This window comes from Novosphingobium sp. ES2-1 (assembly GCF_015169775.1).
In the GTDB taxonomy this organism is placed as follows: domain Bacteria; phylum Pseudomonadota; class Alphaproteobacteria; order Sphingomonadales; family Sphingomonadaceae; genus Novosphingobium; species Novosphingobium subterraneum.
In genome coordinates this window covers 1,777,509-1,795,396 of record NZ_CP063445.1, presented here as the reverse complement: position 1 = coordinate 1,795,396, position 17,888 = coordinate 1,777,509, and the positions used below count along the sequence as shown (strand labels likewise).

Below are 17,888 nucleotides of genomic sequence, written 5' to 3'. Positions count from 1 at the left end.
AACGACGCGCGTGGAAACGGTGCGGCTAGGCCGGATGGCGCGCCGCCAGCGCGATCAGATCAGCGCGGCTGAAGCGGCGCTGGCTGGCGCGGGCGATGCAGGAGCGCGGGACGGGGCGGAGCGCGGACCAAGCGGCCTTGCCGATGAAGCCGAGCTTGCGAGCGTTAGTAACGACAGTGCGATGGTCCCAGGCATGGTCGCCGCGTTTGGCGACTTCCCGGGCAATCTCGCCGTAGATGCCGGCGGCGGCGAGGATGGCCCAGCGCTGGCGGCCCTTGAGGCGGGCGGCGCCAATACGCGCCGAGCATTCGTGAATTTCCGCCGTCTCGCACATCCGCGCGACGAGCCGGGTGAGCGCGGGGCGGTAGTGCGGCTTCATCTGTTCGCCGGGCGGGATATCGAGCTCGGAAAGCCAGTCTAGCGGGATGTAGCAGCGGTCGGCGGCGTCATCCTCCTCGATGTCGCGGGCGATGTTGGCTAGCTGGAAGGCAAGGCCGAGATCGCAGGCGCGGTCGAGCGTGTCTTCGTCATCCGGCGAGACGCCCATGACCACGGCCATCATCACGCCGACTGCCCCGGCAACATGCCAGCAGTAGCGCATCAGGTCGGCCTCGCTGTGAGGCTGCCATTCGGCGGCATCGAGTGCAAAGCCATCGATCACGGCGCGAGCCATCTCGATCGTCAGGCCGGTTTCCCGGGCGACCAGGCCGAGGGCGTCGAAAGCAGGATCGCCGGTTTCGCGGCCGGCGAAGGCGAGCGCGGTCTTCTCGCGAACCAGCGCAAGACGCTCGGCTGCGCCTTCCTGAAGGCCGAGTGCGCCGCCATGGTCCTGCGCATCGACGATATCGTCGCAGCGACGACACCAGGCGTAGAGCAGCCAGACGCGCTCGCGCGTCTCGCGATCGAACAGGTGACTGGCGGCAGCGAAGCTTTTCGAGCCCTTCAGGATCGACTTGCGGGCGTTACTAACGAGAGACTTGCGATCCTGCATCACTCAGAGGTCTTCGGCCTTCATCGCGAAGATCGGCCTGTGCGGAACGTGGGCTTCCATGCGGGCCAGCAGGATATCGAGGTCAGGCTCTGCGATGATGATTCCGGCGTGGGCTTCGCGGATGAAGCCGACTTCGATCATGTGGCGGTTGAAGGCGAGCAGGTGGTCGTAGAAGCCATAGGCGTTGAGCAGGCCGACCGGCTTTGCGTGGTAGCCCAGCTGCGCCCAGCTGACCGCTTCCCACAGCTCATCCATCGTGCCGACGCCGCCGGGAATGGTGAGAAAGCCGTCCGACAGGTCGGTGAAGGCCTTCTTGCGTTCATGCATGCCGGGGACGACGTGCAGTTCTGTACAGTCGTGATTGGCGACTTCGCCGCCGACGAGAGCTTCCGGGATCACGCCGATCACTTCGCCGCCGGCATCAAGCGCGCCGTAAGCCACTGCGCCCATCAGGCCGAGCTTGCCGCCCCCATAGACGACGCCGATGCCGCGCCGGGCGAGTTCGGCGCCGATCTGGCGGGCGAGTGTTACGTAACGAGTGTCGGCAGGTGAGGCAGAGCCGCAATAGACGGCGAGACGTTTGATCGAAGTGCGGCCGGTCAAGCAAGATCCTCCAGCATCAGTTTCGCGGTGGCCTTGGCCGAGCCCACCACTCCGGGAATCCCGGCGCCCGGATGGGTTCCCGCGCCAACCAGATACATGTTGGAAATGGCATCGTCACGGTTGTGAGCGCGGAACCATGCGCTTTGCGTGAGCAGCGGTTCGAGACTGAACGCGCTGCCAAGATGGGCGGACAGGTCGGTCTTGAAGTCCGACGGCGCGTAGTGAAACTTCGTTACGATACGCGAATGGATGTCCGGGATGAGGCGGCGGCCAACTTCATCGAGGATGCGCTTTTCGAGGATCGGGCCGATCTCGTCCCAATCGACCGGAAGCTTGCCCATGTTGGCCACGGGAACGAGCGCGTAGAAGGTGCTCATCCCTTCAGGCGCGACAGAGGGGTCGGTCACGGTCGGGTGGTGGAGGTAGATCGAGAAATCCTCAGGCAGGACGCCGTGCTTGTAGATGTCGTCAAGCAGGCCCTTGTAGCGCGGGCCGAACAGGATCATGTGGTGAGGAATGCCGGGCCAGGTCCCTTCGACACCGAAGTGAACTACGAACAAGCTTGGCGAGAATTTCTTTTTGGTCAAAGCCTTTGCGCGACGTTGTGCATGTGGATTGTCAGGCATCAGATCGCGGTAGGAATGGACGATGTCGCCGTTGGAGGCGACGGCATCGAACTTTGCCGACCAGCCGCTCTTCGTGGTGACGCCAGTGACTCGCGTGCCCAGCGTCTCGATGTGGGTGACCGGATCGCTCATGCGCACTTCGCCGCCAAGGCGCTGGAAGTGGGTGAGCATGCCTTGGATCAGCTTGTTGGTGCCGCCCTTGGCCCACCACACGCCGCCGTCCTTCTCCAGCTTGTGGATCAGGGCATAGATCGAACTCGTGTTCATCGGGTTGCCGCCGACGAGCAGGGTGTGGAAGCTGAACGCCTCGCGCAGGCGTTCGTCCTTTACGTAGGACGACACCATCGAATAGACCGAGCGCCAGGCCTGATAGCGGGCAAGCGCGGGCGCGGCCTTGAGCATGGACGCAAAATCAAGGAACGGGATCGAGCCCAGTTTCACGTAACCTTCCTCGAACACGCCTGCGGAGTATTGCAGGAACTCGTCGTATCCGGCGACGTCGGCCGGATTGAGCTTGGCGATCTCGGCGCGGAGGTGGGTCTCGTCGTTCGAGTAATCGAAGTTGGTGCCGTCGGGCCAGTTGAGGCGATAGAACGGCATCACCGGCATGAGCTCGACGTCATCGGCCATGCGGTGGCCCTTCAGGGCCCAGAGTTCTTGCAGGCAGGCAGGATCGGTGACGACGGTGGGGCCGGCGTCGAAGGTGAAGCCGTCCTTCTCCCAGTGGTAGGCGCGGCCGCCGGGCTTGTCGCGCGCTTCGATCACGGTCGTCTGGATGCCGCCGGACTGGAGGCGAATGGCGAGGGCGAGGCCCCCGAAGCCGGAGCCGATTACGCAAGCGCGCTTCATCGTGGGGTTCCTGCAAGGGTAAGAGGCTTGGGCCGCGCGCCGAGGCCGGTGAGCACGCCCAAGGCGCGGGTGATCGGCAGCGGCGGCTTGCCCGCGAGGATGCGGGCCTTGTCGAAGACGGTGGTCTTGCCGGCGTAGAAGCGCTCGATCAGCCCGTGGCGCAGGCTGTAGAAGCGTTCGAGTACGCGGTAGCGCTTGTCAGGCTCGGCGCCTGCAAAGAGCAGCGCGGAGAGCTGGCGCAGGTAGGCGGACTGGGCCCAGTGTTCGCGCGCCCAGTATTCGCTGAACTGGGCGAGAGCTTCGCCAGACAGGTCCTGCTGGCGGGCGAGGGCCAAGGCGTACTTCACGGCATCGGGCAGCGAATAGCTGGTGACGGCCTGGAACAGCCCGGCGCGGACTCCGGCGCGGGCGACAGGGCCGCCGCTGGCGCGCCAGAAGGCGTCGAAATTGCCACCGGCGACAACAGGCAGCACGCCCTGCTCCTCTTCCAGCACTTCGGCGACATGCCAGCCCTTGGCGGCAACGTAAGCGTCGATGCGGGCGCGAATGGCGTCGGCATCGAGGGCGGGGCCGTCGGAGTAGTAGGTGTCCTCGACGAAGATTTCGTCTGCGGTGAAGGGGAGCGAATAGACGAAGCGGTAGCCGTCGATTTGCTCGACCGTGGCGTCCTTGACGATCGGCGCTTCGAGGCCGTGGGGGGCCGAGAGGCGAAAGCGACGGCCGACGAACTTCTGCCAGCCGCCGGTGAGGTCTGTTACGTTACGCAGGCCGCGAGCGTCGATCACGCCCTTTGCCTCGAGCCGGGTGCCGTCGGACAGGGTGGCGTTGGTGGCGCTGCAGGCGAGGGCGCGGACGCCGGTCATGATCGATGCCTCACCGAGGCGCTGGCGGACGACCTTGTCGAAGCGGTGGGAGCTGATCGAGTAGTAGCTGGTCTTCAACCGGCGTTCGTAGCGCGGGAAGCGGACGGTGTATTCGGGCCAGGCCGCAACGACCATGCCATCGAGCAGTTCGCGCCCGGCCTTGTTCACGTCAGTGCCGAAAAACGACCAGACGTGGTTGCCGCCGATCGTTTCGCCCTGTTCGACAAGGACGAGGTCGAGTTCGGGGCGGGCCTGGCGCAGGGCCAGGGCGACGAGGCCGCCAGCCAGCCCTCCGCCGAGGATCGCGATGTCGCAGTGTCGCACGCTCATGACCATAGCGCTTAGGGGGATGCGGTTGCCGGTGCAACCATGGGCTTGTCGCTGTCAGCTTCACCCGTCAGAAAGGGCATGGAACGGGGGAGTAGCGGCAAATGGCAAGCAAGGTTTCATTGCGGCCCGGCAGGGCGGGGTGGATTGCGGCCGCAGGTGTCGCGCTGGGGATCGTGATTATCCTGCTTGGCATGGCGAGGCCGCCGATCTGCCCCTGCGGAACGATCCGGCTGTGGCAGGGTGTGGTGGAATCGGCCGAGAACAGCCAGCAGATCTCCGACTGGTACAGTTTCAGCCACGTCATCCATGGCTTCCTGTTCTACGGCGCGGCGCATTTGCTGTGGCGGAGGGCCGGTTTCAAGGCGATTTCGCCGCAGTGGGCGTTGGCGCTGGCGGTGTTGGTGGAGGGTTCGTGGGAGATCCTCGAGAATTCCCCGATTATCATCGATCGCTATCGTGCCGTAACGATTTCGTGGGGCTACTCGGGCGACAGCGTGCTCAACTCCTTCTGCGACATGGCGTTCATGGCGCTGGGCTTCGTCTTTGCCAGTCGCGCGCCGGCGACCGTGACGATACTGGTGGGCGTGGCATTCGAGCTGTTCACGCTGGCCATGATCCGCGACAACCTGACGCTCAACGTGCTGATGCTCGTTTGGCCGGTCGAAGTGGTGCGGCAGTGGCAGGCAGGCGGCTGACGGAAAGTCCTCGAGCGTTTCATTTTCTTGACCGAACGCTTCATCCTCATGCGCAGCCGGTTGCATGTTGACGACGATCAATGTCACTTTCTGCAGTGAGCCGAAAACGGCCGCAATGGCGTCAGACCATGGAGAGGCATGATGAGCGAGCACGCAGCATCGGGCGGCGACTTCGACGTATTGATCGTCGGCGCGGGCATTTCCGGCATAGGCTCTGCCTGGCATCTGCAGGAGCAGTGCCCGGGCAGGACTTATGCGATTATCGAAGCCAAGGACACGTTCGGCGGCACGTGGGAGACGCACAAGTATCCCGGCGTGCGATCGGATTCCGACCTGTACACCTTCGGCTATCGCTTCAAGCCCTGGGTCGGCGCGCCAATTGCCAGCGCGCAGGCAATTCTCGACTACATGGGCGAGGTGATCGAGGAAGGCGGGATCGACCGGCACATCCGCTATGGCCACACGATTACCAGTGCAAAGTGGGATAGTGCCAGCAACCGGTGGACGCTGGAAGCACGGACCAAGGACGGAAACACGGCCGCGTTCACGGCCAATTTTTTGTGGATGTGCCAGGGCTACTATGACCACCAGGTGCCCTACATCCCGAAGGAGTGGCAGGGCGTTTCCGACTTCAAGGGTCTGTTCGTCCACGCCCAGCTGTGGGACCCGGCGACTGACGTTTCGGGCAAGCGGGTTCTCGTGATCGGATCGGGCGCCACGGCGGCCACAGTGGTCCCGGCGCTGTGCGATCTGGGAGCCAAGGTCACGATGCTCCAGCGCTCGCCAACCTGGTTCTATGCTGCGCCTAACGTGAGCGAACTGGCCGAGCGGTTGCGCACGATCGGGATCGATGAACCGACGATCCATCGCGTTGTGCGGCAGGACTACATCTACAACTTCCATGAAATGGACCGTCGCAGTCGCGAAGAGCCCGAAGCCATGGCCGAGGACCTGCGTGCCCTGATCCGCGGGTACGTGGGCGAGGATTTCCAGTTCGAGCCGCACTTCGCCCCGCGCTATCGCGTTTGGCAGCAGCGGCTGGCCCAGTTGCCTGACGGTGATCTGTTCCAGCAGGTCGTGGCGGGCAATGCGACGGTAGTGACCGACACGATCGACCGGTTCACCGAGACGGGGGTCCTGACCAGCAGTGGCGAATTGCTGGAAGCAGACATCATCATGGCCTGCACCGGCTTCCGGCTGAAAGTGCTGGGCGATATTCCTTTCGAGGTGGATGGCCAGGCCGTGGATTGGGGCAAGACGGTGACCTACCGTGGCATGATGTTCACCGGCGTGCCCAACATGGCTTGGGTCTTCGGCTATTTCCGGGCGAGCTGGACCTTGCGCGTCGACATGATGGCCGACTTTGTCTGCCACCTGCTGAACCATATGACAGAGCGCGGTGCGAAGAAGGTGGAAGTCGCCTTTCGCGACGAGGATGCGGGCATGGAGATCTTGCCGTGGATCGAGGAAGACAATTTCAATCCCGGCTATCTGATGCGCGACATGGACAAGCTGCCAAGGCGCGGGTCAAACGATGTCTGGCGGCACAACCAGAACTACTGGCTGGAGCGTGAGGCCTTTCCGTCCATCGACCTGGATGGGCAGGAGTTCATCTACGACGGGGTACGGCGGGATGCGCCCCTTGCGGAGGCGGCCGAGTAGCCGCGCACGGTTGGACAAGACGATCGCGCTTTGATCAGACAGGTGGAGAGGATCGGGCGGGGATCGGCCGACGGTTGCCCTCGGCCCGGGCTCGCCTTGCGCCCGCGGCGAGTTCCTTGTTCAAGGCGCGAACATAGGCGTCGAAGTCCAACTGGATCGTATGGCGCCGTGCGGCATAGTACTGGCCGGTATGGTAGGCTTCGTCGGCCGCGATGATGCGATGCATTTCGGCTGGTGATGGCGGGGCATAGTCACCTGCAAGGTAGGCGGCGACGAGCTTCGACTGCTGTTCGGCGAAATTGACCAGGGTCGGCAGGGGCTGGGCGAGGCCGACATAGAACAGATCTGGTACTTCGGGCTTCATGATGCGCTTGAACAAGGGGGGCGGGCGATTGTCTGCATCGGCGGTGAATGCGGGATCGTCGAAGAACGGAAAGCGAATGTCATAGCCGGTGGCCCAGATGATCACGTCCACCTGCTCGCGGGTTCCGTCGCTGAAGGCGACGCCATCGCCGTCGAGCCGCTCGATGCCAGGCTTCATGATGATGTCGCCCGAGCCGGCGCGGAGCAGGAATTCGCCCGAGACGGTGCCGTGGCTCTCGAACGGACCGATATCGGGTTCGGGCAGGCCGTACTGGCTCATCCGGCCGACCAGCTTCTTTATCATGCGCGTGGCCAGCCAGTTGCGCAGCCGCTTGGGCATCCATGATGGGGCGGGATTCTTGTCGAGCGGCTGGCCGCGGTAGTATTTTGGCAGGACCCAGACCCCGCGCCGGGTGGAAACGAACAGCCGCGAGGCGATCGGGCGCTGCGACAGCTCCGAAGCAATATCCATGGCGCTGTTGCCCATTCCGACAACGAGTACGCGCCTGCCGACGCAATCGACCGGATCGAACGGACTGCGATAGGCATGGCTGTGGATCTGGGGACCGGAGAAGTGGCCTGGATAATCGGGGATGCGCGCAGCCCAGTGATGGCCGTTGGCCACGACAAGTGCATCGAAGCGCTCGGTCTCACCCGTGGAAAGGGAGATATTCCAACCGCCTTCGGCTCGTCGCGTCGCACTCTCTACCCGCGTGTTGAACTGGATGTGCGGGCGCAGGCCGAAGTGATCAACGTAATCGTGGAAATACTGCAGAAGCTGGGCATGATGGGGGTAATCCGGCCATTCTGTGGGGACGGGATAATCTTCGAACGCCAGCCGCCATTTCGACGTGTCGATGTGCAGGCTCTGGTAGCAGGCCGACATGCCGTTGGGATTGTTGAAGTACCAGTTCCCGCCAATGTCGTCGGACGCTTCGTAAACGACGAAGGGGATGCCACGATCCTGCAGGCGTTTGGCGGTAGTGAAACCCGAGCAGCCTGCGCCGATGATGCATACGCGCGGGAGCGGACCAGGCGCTTCGGGCGCGGCGACAGGCGCGATTTGCGGTGATGACACCAATTCGGTCATGGCCATGATCCTGCTCCATCGTCCGGGCTTGCGGGCCTGGAGCAGGAATATCCTTAATCGCGTGATTAAGTCCAGCCGGCCGGGTGATCGGTCAAGTATTGCGGACGCGGAGGGAACGACCCGCACGCGCCGAGCGCTTTTTCAGCCAGATGACCACTCCGGTGACGGACAGCATGGTGACGAGCAGACCCAGCATGCTGACGAAGATCCGGTAGGGCAGGCCAAAGACCTGCGCCATGTGCAGCGCCGTGAGCCAGTTGCTGAACGTATTGGTGCCGTTGACGCCGCTGGGCCAGTAGACAGCCTTCATCTCGCCGGTGTTGCTGTCGAAAGCGATACCTGTGCCGCCGCCGTGATGGCCGATATCTGCCGCGGTGGTAAAGCCGTAGACGTACATGCCGCTGGTTGGCACGTGCCATAGCCAGCTTTCGCCCTCTTCGAGCGGCACAAGTCCTTGCTTCATGGACTCCTGTTCAGCGAGTTGCCTGGCGCGCTCGGTTGCGGCGCGGAAATCGAGGACGGGGTTGTTCCGAGGAACAGCCAGGGCGCTTTCCTCCAAGATCAGCCGCGGATCTTGCGCGCCCAGAGCCTGCATCACGGGCACATGGACCTGCGGCAGGTTGAAGGACACGCTCGACCAAGCAAAAACCAGCAGAAGCGGCCATAGCCACAGGCCGCCGGCGCGGTGGAGGTCGAAGTTGAGCTTGTAGGGTGTGGACTTCCAGCGGATGCGCCAGCTCGGGCGCCAGCGATCGAGGAAGGATGTGCGCGCAGGCTTCGGAGCCTTGGGCGGCAGCGTGAGGTAGAAGCCGACGAAACAGTCTACCGTCCAGACAAGCGCGGCAATCCCGAAGATCAGGGTCCCGAATGTATCGAGGGCAAGGCTGTAGTGCAGGCGATAGAGGAAGGGCATCAGGTTCTTCTGCCCTTGGGCAATGTTGCCCCATTCGCGGCGGCCTTGCTCCTCGCCGGTGACGGGATTGAGGAACAGGTCGTCCCATTCGGGCACGCCCGGCCCGTGTTCACGCTCGAGCCCGGTCTTCGGATCGAGCCAGTGGAGGTGGAGGCGCAGCGCCTTGCCCGGTTCCACCGAGAGCGGCAGGAAATCGAGCGCGGCACCGGGGTAGCGCGCCAGCACCTCTTCGCGCACGCGCAGGGGATCGGGCGTGCCGGTCCAGCTTGAATTGTGCAGTTCGGGCGCGGTGGCGGCTTCGAGTTCCTCGATCCATGGCAAGAGAGAACCGGTAAGGCCCGCCACGGCAAGGAACAGTGCAAGGGTGAGGCCTGCCCAGCGATGGACCATGACCCAGAATGCGCGCCCCGGCAGCGCGAGGCGCCGGGGCGATGGGACAGACTGTTGGGCGGTGGTGGCCATCAGAAGGTCATCCTGACAGAACCGGTGACGCTGCGCGGCGGCGAAAGGAAGGATTGATCCCAATAGAGGCTGGCGAGATGCTTGTGATTGGTGACATTGGCGACGTTGAGGTTGAAGCTCACGTTGTCATTGAGCTTGTAGCCGGCCTGGAGCTGCAGGGTGGCGTAATCGTCCTGGCGGATCGTGCCTACGCTGTTCGTGATGAACACCGAATCCTGCCAGCGCATCGCCGCGCCAAGTTGGACCTTCTCGACCGGCTCCCAGCGAAGCAGCAGGTTGGCAGTGGTGCGCGGAACATAGGTGCGGACGGGATCGCCGTTGCGCCCTTCGAGAGACAGGTGGGTGACGCCGCCCTGCACGGTCAGGCCGGGAGCAATGCGGCCGCCGACTTCCGCCTCGACGCCCTGGCTGCGCACGAAGATGCCGTTGTAGAGCGTCTGGCCGAGAGTGACGTCATATCCTGCGGCTTCGGCAAGGTTCGACTGTTCGGAGCGGAACAGGGCGAGCGAGCCGAACAGGGCCTTGTCGGCGGTCTCGCCCTTGAGGCCGGCTTCCCAGCTCTTGCCCTTGGCCGAGCCTACGGGCTTGAGGTTTGTGCCGAGTTCCTTCTGCGGATTGAAGATGTCGCTGTAGCTGCCGTAGAGGTTGATGCCCGGCAGGATCCTGAAAGTCGCGCCGACGAACGGGCTGACCGCGCTCTCGCTGCGGGCGGCGCTGACGCCGAAAGTGAAGCCGGTGGTCTGCACGTCAATGTAGTTGGCGCCAAGGATCAGGCTGAGGCGGTCGGTCAGCTCGAGATCGGTGGCGGCACGGACCCGCCATTGCTTGTCCGAGATGCGCGCGCTTTCTACGGCATCGCCAAAGGCCGGGAATGGGACTTCCGTACCGTCCCAGCCTGATTGCAGGGCGGGGAGGGCACCCCAGGCCGGGTCGGTGCCGGGGACGGGGTAGGTGAGGTAGCCGAACTTCGCTGCGGTGCGCTGGACACCGAGGGTCAGCTTGTGGTCGCGGCCGAAGAGCTTGAAGGTGCCATCGAGGCGATTGTCCCAGATCCAGCCGCGTGCGGTGGAAAGGTAGCCGCCGGGGTAGCCGAACAGGCCGAGGCCCGTTTCGGCATCGGGCGTGCCATAGACGTAGAACAGCCGCGAGGGTTCGTCGTTGATGCGGCGCGAGAGATGGGTTTTGACGCTCCAGCCAGGAGCGAAAGCCCATGTGGCTTCTCCGAACGCGGTCTGGTCCTTGCTTTTCCAGTAGGTCCAGTCCTGCGTGGTCGACGTGGAGAAGTCCCAGTCGAGCTGGTTGCCCTCGCTGTCAAGCAACGGCAGCGCGCCCCACAGCACGCCGCGCGAGGTGCCCTGCTGGCGGGCGTAGCCGAAGGACAGCGCCAGGTTATCGGCAATGCGGCCATCGACCACCGCCTGCAATGCCGTGCGGTTCGAGCGGTAGTCCCGCAAGTAGGAGTCCGCATTCTGCGCTGCACCGACAAGGCGGACGCCCCAGTTGCCATCCGACGTCAGCGGCATTTCGATATCGACTTCGCCGCGTACCCGGTTCCACGAGGCGGCAGTCAGTTCGCCGGTGACGCGGCGCTGGCCGGTGTAATGGCGACGGCGGTAATTGATCGTGCCAGAAGGATTGCCGACGCCCGACAGCAGGCCATTGGCGCCTCGCACGACCTCGATTGAATCCCACATCACGGTATCGAGCGACCCAATCGCAGGCCCCCAGATGTTCGGCAACTGGATCCCGTCCACCATGGCTTCGGTGATGTCGAAGCCGCGGGCGTTGTAGTAGGTGCGGTCCGTCTCGGCCTCCTCGACGTTCACGCCGGTGACGTAGCGCAGGACGTCGTTGACCTCGTCGAAGGCAAAGTCATCGAGCAGGGTGCGATCGACGACGGTTACCGATTGCGGCGTGTCGATGATGGCCAGAGGGAGGCCGGTTGCGCCGCTGGCAACGCCCTCAGCCCGGTCTCCGATCACGGTGATGCGGTTTTCGGTGTCCTCAGCTTCATCGGCATATGCCGGATGTCCGCCAAGGACGAGGGCGGCAAGGGACGTAGCTGAAAGGAAATGCAAGCGATGCGACACGTTAGGCTCCCGTCTGTGATGGGCGGGCCTTAGTGCGATTCATTCGCAAGAGTCAATGCAAGTAAGAATCATTCGCATTAAAGATGTGTGAACCCTCATGGATTGGCTGGTTGCCAGTGTCGGCAGACCGCATTAGAAGTGCGGCCATACCCCGGGGAGCCAGTGTGGCTGAGAGGGGCTGGTCACGCAGCCCGACCCGTCGAACCTGAACCCGTTAGCACGGGCGGAGGGAAGGGCAGTGCCAGAGGTCAGAGCCATGGCACCCGCGCTCCCGATGCCTGACGAGAGGAGCGCTTGCATGGCCGACATCAACTCCAAGCTGGAAATCGGCGTTACCACTGGGCCGATCCGCGGCAGCCGCAAGATCCATGTGGAAAGCGCGCGCTTTCCGGGGCTGACCGTGGCGATGCGCGAGATTTCGCTGGAGCCTTCGAGCGGCGAACCGCCGGTGCGCGTCTACGACACGTCCGGCCCTTATACTGACACCAACGTCATGATCGACATTGCGGCGGGCCTGCCCAAGCTGCGGCGCGACTGGATCGTCGGCCGCGGCGACGTCGAAGAGTACGATGGCCGGGCAGTGAAGCCTGAGGACAACGGCCTGAAGGGGCCGGACCGGTCGGCGGGCGTGCCGCCTTTCCCGAATGTGGTGAAGCGACCGCTGCGTGCCAAGGCGGGGCAGAACGTCAGCCAGATGCACTATGCGCGCCAGGGCATCATCACCCCGGAAATGGAATACGTGGCGGTCCGCGAGAACCTTGGTCGCAAGCAGGCCAAGGAAGCGCTGATCCGTGATGGGCAGGACTGGGGCGCTTCGATCCCTGACTACGTGACACCGGAGTTCGTGCGTGATGAAGTGGCGCGCGGGCGGGCCATCATTCCTTCCAACATCAACCACCCCGAGAGCGAGCCGATGGCGATCGGGCGCAACTTCCTCGTCAAGATCAATGCGAACATCGGCAATTCGGCGGTGGCATCGGACGTTGCGAGCGAAGTCGACAAGATGGTCTGGTCGATCCGCTGGGGCGCCGACACCGTGATGGATCTTTCGACGGGGCGCAACATCCACGACACGCGCGAGTGGATCCTGCGCAACTCGCCGGTGCCGATCGGCACGGTGCCGATCTACCAGGCGCTGGAGAAGGTCGGCGGCGTGGCCGAGGACCTGACGTGGGAGATCTTCCGCGATACGCTGATCGAGCAGGCCGAGCAGGGCGTCGACTATTTCACGATCCATGCGGGCGTCCGCCTGCCCTACATCCCGCTGGCCGCCAAGCGCATGACCGGGATCGTCAGCCGTGGTGGTTCGATCATGGCCAAGTGGTGCCTGGCGCATCACAAGGAATCGTTCCTCTACGAGCGTTTCGACGAAATCACCGAGATCATGAAGGCCTATGACGTGGCCTATTCGCTTGGCGATGGCCTGCGCCCCGGATCGATCTACGACGCCAACGACGAGGCGCAGTTCGCCGAGCTTTACACCTTGGGCGAGCTGACCAAGCGCGCCTGGGCGCAGGACGTGCAGGTGATGATCGAGGGCCCTGGCCACGTGCCGATGCACAAGATCAAGGAGAACATGACCAAGCAGCTCGAAGCGTGCGGCGAAGCGCCGTTCTACACGCTCGGGCCGCTCGTCACCGACATCGCGCCGGGTTACGACCACATCACCAGCGGCATCGGCGCGGCGCAGATCGGCTGGTACGGCACGGCGATGCTTTGCTACGTGACGCCCAAGGAACACCTCGGCCTGCCGGATCGCGATGACGTCAAGGTCGGCGTGGTCACCTACAAGCTGGCGGCCCACGCGGCCGACCTTGCCAAGGGCCACCCGGCAGCGCAGGTGCGCGACGATGCACTGAGCAAGGCGCGCTTCGAATTCCGCTGGCGCGACCAGTTCAACCTGTCGCTCGATCCCGATACTGCCGAGCAGTATCATGACCAGACGCTGCCAGCCGAAGGCGCCAAGTCGGCGCACTTCTGCTCGATGTGCGGGCCGAAGTTCTGCTCGATGAAGATCAGCCAGGAAGTTCGCGATTTTGCCGCCAAGCAGAACCAGCCGATCGAGACGTTTGTCGCGGCTGACGAAGCCGAGGCGGAAGCCGGCATGAAGGCGATGAGCGCCAAGTACGACGAAATGGGGCGCGAGCTTTATATCGGCGCGGGTGGTCGCGAACACGATTGATCGTCAAATGCCGATCCGGCTTGCTGCGTCACCGATGCGGCAAGCCGGATCGGCGCGAGATGCGTGAACGCTCAGGCGGTCTGGCGCAGCAGACCTTGCAGCAGCAGTCTGACCTGTGCTGGCGTCTGGTTGCTCATGACCTCGACATAGCCAATGCCTGCCCGCCGCAGAGCTTCCTTCTTCACGGCGTCTCTTGCTGCAGTTTCTGCCCCGAGGTGATGACCGCTGCCTTGAAATTCCACTGCATGGACAGGACGGCAGCTGTCGTCGACGATGAGCAAATCGACGCGCTTGGAATTGATGGCCCAATAGGCATCCTTGTCATCACTCAACAGGATTTCGCCAAGCGATACCTGACCCATTGCGCGCCAGGTGGGCTTTTCTTCGCTCAAGGCCTTGTCGAGCACGGCGAGTAAGCGCCTTTCCGACTGGTTCAACGGCGGCCTGCTCTTGAAATCGGCCTCCATGACTCGGCGGAGTTGCTCTGCTGCAACTTCTGTCTGGCTCTTGTGGGAGAGCGTGGGGGCCTGGTGTGGACGGTATTTTCGTTCAGCCGATTTTCGACCCCGCCAGAAGGCCCGGCGTTCGGCGCGCTCCAAACCCTCGGCAAAGCGTTCGACCGCGATGCCGATAGCAGCGCCAATGGCGAGGAGGAGGGCAAGTAGGTGCGGCTTGTCTATCAGACTGACGATTTCGGATGGCATGGCAGAGGGATAGGGCAGGGGCAGTAATCGGAATCTTAATGCTGGCCGGGGAACTGCCGTCTTCACCATCCATTGGCTGAGCAACTGGGCGACGATTACGTTCGCTCTTCGGGAAGCATTGGAGAAGGCCATGACGAAAGCTCGCAAGGCGGCAATTGTGCTGGCAGCGGCTGCTGCGACGACTTTGACTGCAGCATGCACGAACAATGGGTATTATGACCGCCCCGGCTATGCGGATGGCTATGGCGATTGGGGTTATTACGATCGAGGGTATTACCAGCAGTATGGCCGGTATGATTACAACAATCCCGATCCGCGCTATGGCGGCTATTATGCCGACCGCTATTATCGCGATAATGCCCGCTATCGCGAGCGCCAGCTTTCCTACGATGACCGGGTCTATCGCGGGCGAGACGGGCGCTATTACTGCCGCCGTTCGGACGGTTCGACCGGACTGATCGTCGGCGGCCTTGGTGGCGCGGCGGCAGGAGCGATCATCGCCGAAGGTGACAGCAAGCCGCTCGGCGCGATCATCGGCGCGATCGGTGGCGCGGCGATCGGTGCGGCAATCGACAGTCGCAATCGCAGCAACGTGCGCTGCAGGTAAGTGATGGATGAACGGTGGGCTCCATGGGGAGCCCACCAGTTCGTCAGGTATTCTTGATGTTATCCAGCCCTGCGATCACACCGGGTTTCATCGACGGGTTCGATGCGTTGGGCTTCTTGGGCTTTTCGGCTTTGGGCTTGCGAACCTCGCGGTTCGACTTTTTCTGGCTCTTCGCCATTATCGTTCTCCATGCGGGCGCGTGCCCGAAGGCCTCGCTAGACGCATCGGCCTGTAATAGCGACCTTTAACGCGTCAGTCTTGCCAAGGTCTCGTCCAGCGCAGACAGAAAGCGCGAGCGATCCGCCTTGGAGAATGGCGCCGGGCCTCCGATCACGTCGCCACCGGCGCGCAGATCGGCCATGATCGCGCGCGTGGCGATCTGACTGCCGATGGAGCTTGTGGTAAAGGGTTTGCCAGCCGGAGAAATCACTGCCGCGCCCGCTTTCAGGCACCGGTCTGCCAGGAGTATATCGGCGGTGACGACCACGGCTTTGGAACCTGCCGCTTCGGCAATCCAGTCGTCGGCGGCGTCGAAGCCATCGCTGACCACCACGCGGCGGACAAGAGGATGTACTGGCACGCGGAAGGGTGAGTTGCTGACGACGGTTACTGGCACGTTCCGGCGGAAGGCGACCTTGTAGATCTCTTCCTTGACCGGGCATGCATCGCCATCGACCAGGATGCGCACGGCGTCGGTGGGCGTTTCAGGCATGATCGTCCAGTAGCTTTGCCGGAGCGGGATGGCCACTGTCCGATTAAGTTCGCCAAAGCGCGGGCGGGGTGCTACAAGAGCATCGCTGACGTCGAATTTTGCGACGGACTTCGGCATTGACTACCACGCTGGCGCTTCGGTTCTCGCGGGGCCTTCGACGACGATTTCCTTTCAATTGACGAACCACGCACGGCTCGGCGGCACTTTCGCTTCCGGGCAACACTCGTTCTTGGAAGGAACATCCCATGCCAGTAGGCACCGTAAAATTCTTCAACACCGAAAAGGGCTACGGCTTCATTCAGCCCGACAACGGCGGCGCTGACAGCTTCGTGCACATCTCGGCCGTCCAGGCTGCCGGCATGGCCAGCCTCGATAAGGACCAGCGCGTAAGCTACGAAGTCGAGACCGGCCGCAACGGCAAGGCTTCGGCCGTGAACCTCGTTTCGGCCTGATCGGAACCAACCTCGGCATCGACAGGCAACGGGGCTTTGCAAATTGGCTGAGCCCTGTCATCGCAACGCGATGAGCAACCCTGCCGATGCCGAACTGCAAGTCCGCCTCCGCCGCGCCGCGTTCAACCGCGCGCTGGCGGAGGGGGATCTTGCCGCGATTGCGCCGCTTCTCTCGCCCGATGTGGTTCTGATCACCGGCAGCGACAGTGCAGTCATTTCTGGGCGTAAGGCGCAACTGGCGGCTTGGAAGCGAGATTTCGCGCAAGCTCCTCGAGCCGTCTACGTGCGCAGCACCGATAGCGTGATCGCTTCAGCCGTAGAACCGATCGCCATGGAGCACGGGCGCTGGAGCGCAACTGTTCAGGAATCCGGCGAAGTGACGGCCGCCGGGACCTATGCCGCCAAGTGGCGCAAGATCGGTAACGGCTGGGTTTTGATCGCGGAAATTTTTCTTGACGCTCGGCTGAGCCCGCCAATGCCTTCACGAGGCGGTTGGTAAGATATTCATAACGATAGCTTCCTGTCGCATTTCCCGGTCCGCCTGAGCCGGCAGATCCGCCTCTTCGTCTTCGATGACCTGGGGGTCAGGCGCAATTTCGTAATCCTCATATTCCGGAATCGCCTCTGCCGGAGGCAGGTCCTCTGGCTCTTCCCAAGGCTGCTCCCAATAAGCAATACGCATGGGGCGATGGAAAATAGGTGCCGGAGCCACCGGATAACTCTCGTAGGTGACGGCAGTGATTTCGGGATAGGCGTCCGGTCGCGCAACAGGGTATGGTCGCTCCGGTGAGGGCATGCGCGTCGGTATCGTGCTGGTCGCGGCAAGGCCCAAGCCGGCGCCGATGGCGATCATGACGGTGGCAAAGCGATCGAACAACACGAACCTGGCTCCTGCAACCCTCCCTTGGGGAAGGAATGCCGGAGCGTTGCGGCGGTTCCGGGGCGACCGGTTCGCCCGTCAATTGACAGTGGATCAGCCCCGGCGGGGCCGAGTCCAGCAACCGATCCTCGCGGTCCTGACGTTGGCAACACAGCGCTGGTGCTGACGGCGCGTGCTTGGGAAGGCAACCAGATTCAAAACAGAAAGGGCGCCTCCTGCGGGAAGCGCCCTTTGCTGGGATCAGCGGTGCAGCACGAAGCTGGCCTTGCTCACGGGTGAGGCGCTGCTTGCAAGCTGGCGACTTTGCGCCGAGCCTCTGGGCAGTCCCGTGTTGCGGGGCAGTCAATCGTTGCTGGCAGCAGCCTTGCTGGAGATCTTCTTGACGTCCTTGACGTCGAAGGTGACCGGGCGACCGTTGAAGCGGCCGGTGACGGTGCGCTTGGTGACCTTCAGTTCGAAGGGAACCTTGCCGGCATAGGCCGAGCCCTTGAGAACCTTGACGTCGCCCTGCTGTTCGGCGGTGTAATCGTACTTCACGCCCTGGTACGTGAACGAGCCGGTTTCCGGTTCTGCAGCAAACACGGGGGTGGCGACGAGGACGGCAGCAGCGGCAGCGAGGATAGTCTTGATCATGGCAATATCTCCTGGAAGATAAGGAAAGATTGCCTTCAGCACCCTTATCTTGTTGCGTTGCAGCATACTAATCGTGTGCAGTGCGGCAATTGTATTTGCCGTGCTGTCAGTTGCATGATTTGCAACTCGGTGCTTTTCGCCGCGAAAACAGGCGTTTGCCAGAGGTTGCGCCAACCGCGCC

Annotated in this window: 18 protein-coding genes and 1 riboswitch; of the genes, 6 read left to right on the top strand and 12 right to left on the bottom strand. The window is 63.1% G+C overall.

Translation table 11 applies throughout. The annotated features are described in order from the left end of the window. Positions 1-25: 25 nt before the first annotated feature. From IM701_RS08725 to crtY, 4 genes are read right to left on the bottom strand one after another with little or no spacing between them, the layout of a single operon-like run. Positions 26-991, bottom strand: a complete 966-nt coding sequence (locus IM701_RS08725; protein ID WP_062342006.1) for a phytoene/squalene synthase family protein — start codon at positions 989-991, stop codon at positions 26-28. Between the two features lie 3 nt (positions 992-994). Continuing rightward, positions 995-1,576: a TIGR00730 family Rossman fold protein gene (locus tag IM701_RS08720; protein ID WP_039332369.1), complete on the bottom strand. Its 582-nt coding sequence runs from the start codon at positions 1,574-1,576 to the stop codon at positions 995-997. Positions 1,577-1,590: 14 nt separating this feature from the next. Beyond that, on the bottom strand, positions 1,591-3,069 hold the full coding sequence (locus IM701_RS08715; RefSeq protein ID WP_193826694.1) for a phytoene desaturase: 1,479 nt from the start codon (positions 3,067-3,069) through the stop codon (positions 1,591-1,593). Continuing rightward, positions 3,066-4,262 carry a lycopene beta-cyclase CrtY gene (gene crtY, locus IM701_RS08710; protein WP_193826693.1) on the bottom strand — a complete coding sequence of 399 codons (1,197 nt, stop codon included), beginning with the start codon at positions 4,260-4,262 and terminating at the stop codon, positions 3,066-3,068. Before crtY ends, IM701_RS08715 begins: the two co-directional genes overlap by 4 nt. Before the next feature lie 101 nt (positions 4,263-4,363). Here crtY and IM701_RS08705 point away from each other — a divergent pair, with 101 nt between their 5' ends. Next, entirely contained in the window at positions 4,364-4,957 is a 594-nt protein-coding gene (locus IM701_RS08705; protein WP_193826692.1) for a DUF2585 domain-containing protein, read from the top strand. Between the two features lie 141 nt (positions 4,958-5,098). Next, positions 5,099-6,619 carry an NAD(P)/FAD-dependent oxidoreductase gene (locus tag IM701_RS08700; RefSeq protein ID WP_193826691.1) on the top strand — a complete coding sequence of 507 codons (1,521 nt, stop codon included), beginning with the start codon at positions 5,099-5,101 and terminating at the stop codon, positions 6,617-6,619. 34 nt (positions 6,620-6,653) lie between these two features. Here the strand turns inward: IM701_RS08700 and IM701_RS08695 are convergent, their stop codons facing one another. The 3 genes from IM701_RS08695 to IM701_RS08685 form a co-directional block, all read right to left on the bottom strand. Then, a complete protein-coding gene (locus IM701_RS08695) occupies positions 6,654-8,078 on the bottom strand; it encodes an NAD(P)/FAD-dependent oxidoreductase (RefSeq protein WP_230487628.1) in 1,425 nt (474 codons plus the stop codon). An 85-nt stretch (positions 8,079-8,163) separates the two neighbouring features. Beyond that, on the bottom strand, positions 8,164-9,447 hold the full coding sequence (locus tag IM701_RS08690) for a PepSY domain-containing protein (protein ID WP_193826690.1): 1,284 nt from the start codon (positions 9,445-9,447) through the stop codon (positions 8,164-8,166). Next, positions 9,447-11,537, bottom strand: coding sequence for a TonB-dependent siderophore receptor (locus IM701_RS08685; RefSeq protein ID WP_052242019.1), 2,091 nt, complete (start codon positions 11,535-11,537; stop codon positions 9,447-9,449). Before IM701_RS08685 ends, IM701_RS08690 begins: the two co-directional genes overlap by 1 nt. A gap of 142 nt (positions 11,538-11,679) precedes the next feature. Continuing rightward, a riboswitch (TPP riboswitch) is annotated at positions 11,680-11,787 on the top strand. 48 nt (positions 11,788-11,835) lie between these two features. Here IM701_RS08685 and thiC point away from each other — a divergent pair. After that, positions 11,836-13,719 (top strand): phosphomethylpyrimidine synthase ThiC, encoded by a 1,884-nt coding sequence (gene thiC / locus IM701_RS08680; protein ID WP_193826689.1) that lies wholly within the window; start codon positions 11,836-11,838, stop codon positions 13,717-13,719. A gap of 71 nt (positions 13,720-13,790) precedes the next feature. On the opposite strand, the gene IM701_RS08675 is transcribed toward thiC, so the two are convergent. Beyond that, entirely contained in the window at positions 13,791-14,555 is a 765-nt protein-coding gene (locus IM701_RS08675; RefSeq protein ID WP_193826688.1) for a DUF2726 domain-containing protein, read from the bottom strand. Here IM701_RS08675 and IM701_RS08670 point away from each other — a divergent pair. Continuing rightward, positions 14,554-15,030 (top strand): surface antigen, encoded by a 477-nt coding sequence (locus tag IM701_RS08670; protein ID WP_039332062.1) that lies wholly within the window; start codon positions 14,554-14,556, stop codon positions 15,028-15,030. The two genes, IM701_RS08675 and IM701_RS08670, sit on opposite strands and share 2 nt — an antisense overlap. Positions 15,031-15,073: 43 nt before the next feature. Here IM701_RS08670 and IM701_RS22120 read toward each other — a convergent pair whose 3' ends face one another. Continuing rightward, on the bottom strand, positions 15,074-15,208 hold the full coding sequence (locus tag IM701_RS22120) for a hypothetical protein (RefSeq protein ID WP_255355085.1): 135 nt from the start codon (positions 15,206-15,208) through the stop codon (positions 15,074-15,076). A 66-nt stretch (positions 15,209-15,274) separates the two neighbouring features. Continuing rightward, complete coding sequence (locus IM701_RS08665) at positions 15,275-15,742, bottom strand: YaiI/YqxD family protein (RefSeq protein WP_039332376.1); 468 nt, start codon at positions 15,740-15,742, stop codon at positions 15,275-15,277. A gap of 245 nt (positions 15,743-15,987) precedes the next feature. Here IM701_RS08665 and IM701_RS08660 point away from each other — a divergent pair, with 245 nt between their 5' ends. Further along, complete coding sequence (locus tag IM701_RS08660) at positions 15,988-16,194, top strand: cold-shock protein (protein ID WP_039332064.1); 207 nt, start codon at positions 15,988-15,990, stop codon at positions 16,192-16,194. A 70-nt stretch (positions 16,195-16,264) separates the two neighbouring features. Then, positions 16,265-16,693 carry a DUF4440 domain-containing protein gene (locus IM701_RS08655; RefSeq protein WP_193826687.1) on the top strand — a complete coding sequence of 143 codons (429 nt, stop codon included), beginning with the start codon at positions 16,265-16,267 and terminating at the stop codon, positions 16,691-16,693. On the opposite strand, the gene IM701_RS08650 is transcribed toward IM701_RS08655, so the two are convergent. Continuing rightward, a complete protein-coding gene (locus tag IM701_RS08650; RefSeq protein ID WP_193826686.1) occupies positions 16,676-17,074 on the bottom strand; it encodes a hypothetical protein in 399 nt (132 codons plus the stop codon). The two genes, IM701_RS08655 and IM701_RS08650, sit on opposite strands and share 18 nt — an antisense overlap. Before the next feature lie 342 nt (positions 17,075-17,416). Beyond that, entirely contained in the window at positions 17,417-17,707 is a 291-nt protein-coding gene (locus IM701_RS08645) for a hypothetical protein (RefSeq protein WP_039332377.1), read from the bottom strand. Positions 17,708-17,888: the final 181 nt, after the last annotated feature.

Coding starts and splice junctions, on each gene's coding strand:
- IM701_RS08725 (WP_062342006.1), bottom strand. CDS start 991: ATGCAGGATCGCAAGTCTCTCGTTAGTAACGCCCGCAAGTCGATCCTG.
- IM701_RS08715 (WP_193826694.1), bottom strand. CDS start 3,069: ATGAAGCGCGCTTGCGTAATCGGCTCCGGCTTCGGGGGCCTCGCCCTC.
- crtY (WP_193826693.1), bottom strand. CDS start 4,262: ATGAGCGTGCGACACTGCGACATCGCGATCCTCGGCGGAGGGCTGGCT.
- IM701_RS08705 (WP_193826692.1), top strand. CDS start 4,364: ATGGCAAGCAAGGTTTCATTGCGGCCCGGCAGGGCGGGGTGGATTGCG.
- IM701_RS08700 (WP_193826691.1), top strand. CDS start 5,099: ATGAGCGAGCACGCAGCATCGGGCGGCGACTTCGACGTATTGATCGTC.
- IM701_RS08695 (WP_230487628.1), bottom strand. CDS start 8,078: ATGGCCATGACCGAATTGGTGTCATCACCGCAAATCGCGCCTGTCGCC.
- IM701_RS08690 (WP_193826690.1), bottom strand. CDS start 9,447: ATGGCCACCACCGCCCAACAGTCTGTCCCATCGCCCCGGCGCCTCGCG.
- thiC (WP_193826689.1), top strand. CDS start 11,836: ATGGCCGACATCAACTCCAAGCTGGAAATCGGCGTTACCACTGGGCCG.
- IM701_RS08670 (WP_039332062.1), top strand. CDS start 14,554: ATGACGAAAGCTCGCAAGGCGGCAATTGTGCTGGCAGCGGCTGCTGCG.
- IM701_RS08675 (WP_193826688.1), bottom strand. CDS start 14,555: ATGGCCTTCTCCAATGCTTCCCGAAGAGCGAACGTAATCGTCGCCCAG.
- IM701_RS22120 (WP_255355085.1), bottom strand. CDS start 15,208: ATGGCGAAGAGCCAGAAAAAGTCGAACCGCGAGGTTCGCAAGCCCAAA.
- IM701_RS08665 (WP_039332376.1), bottom strand. CDS start 15,742: ATGCCTGAAACGCCCACCGACGCCGTGCGCATCCTGGTCGATGGCGAT.
- IM701_RS08660 (WP_039332064.1), top strand. CDS start 15,988: ATGCCAGTAGGCACCGTAAAATTCTTCAACACCGAAAAGGGCTACGGC.
- IM701_RS08655 (WP_193826687.1), top strand. CDS start 16,265: ATGAGCAACCCTGCCGATGCCGAACTGCAAGTCCGCCTCCGCCGCGCC.
- IM701_RS08645 (WP_039332377.1), bottom strand. CDS start 17,707: ATGATCAAGACTATCCTCGCTGCCGCTGCTGCCGTCCTCGTCGCCACC.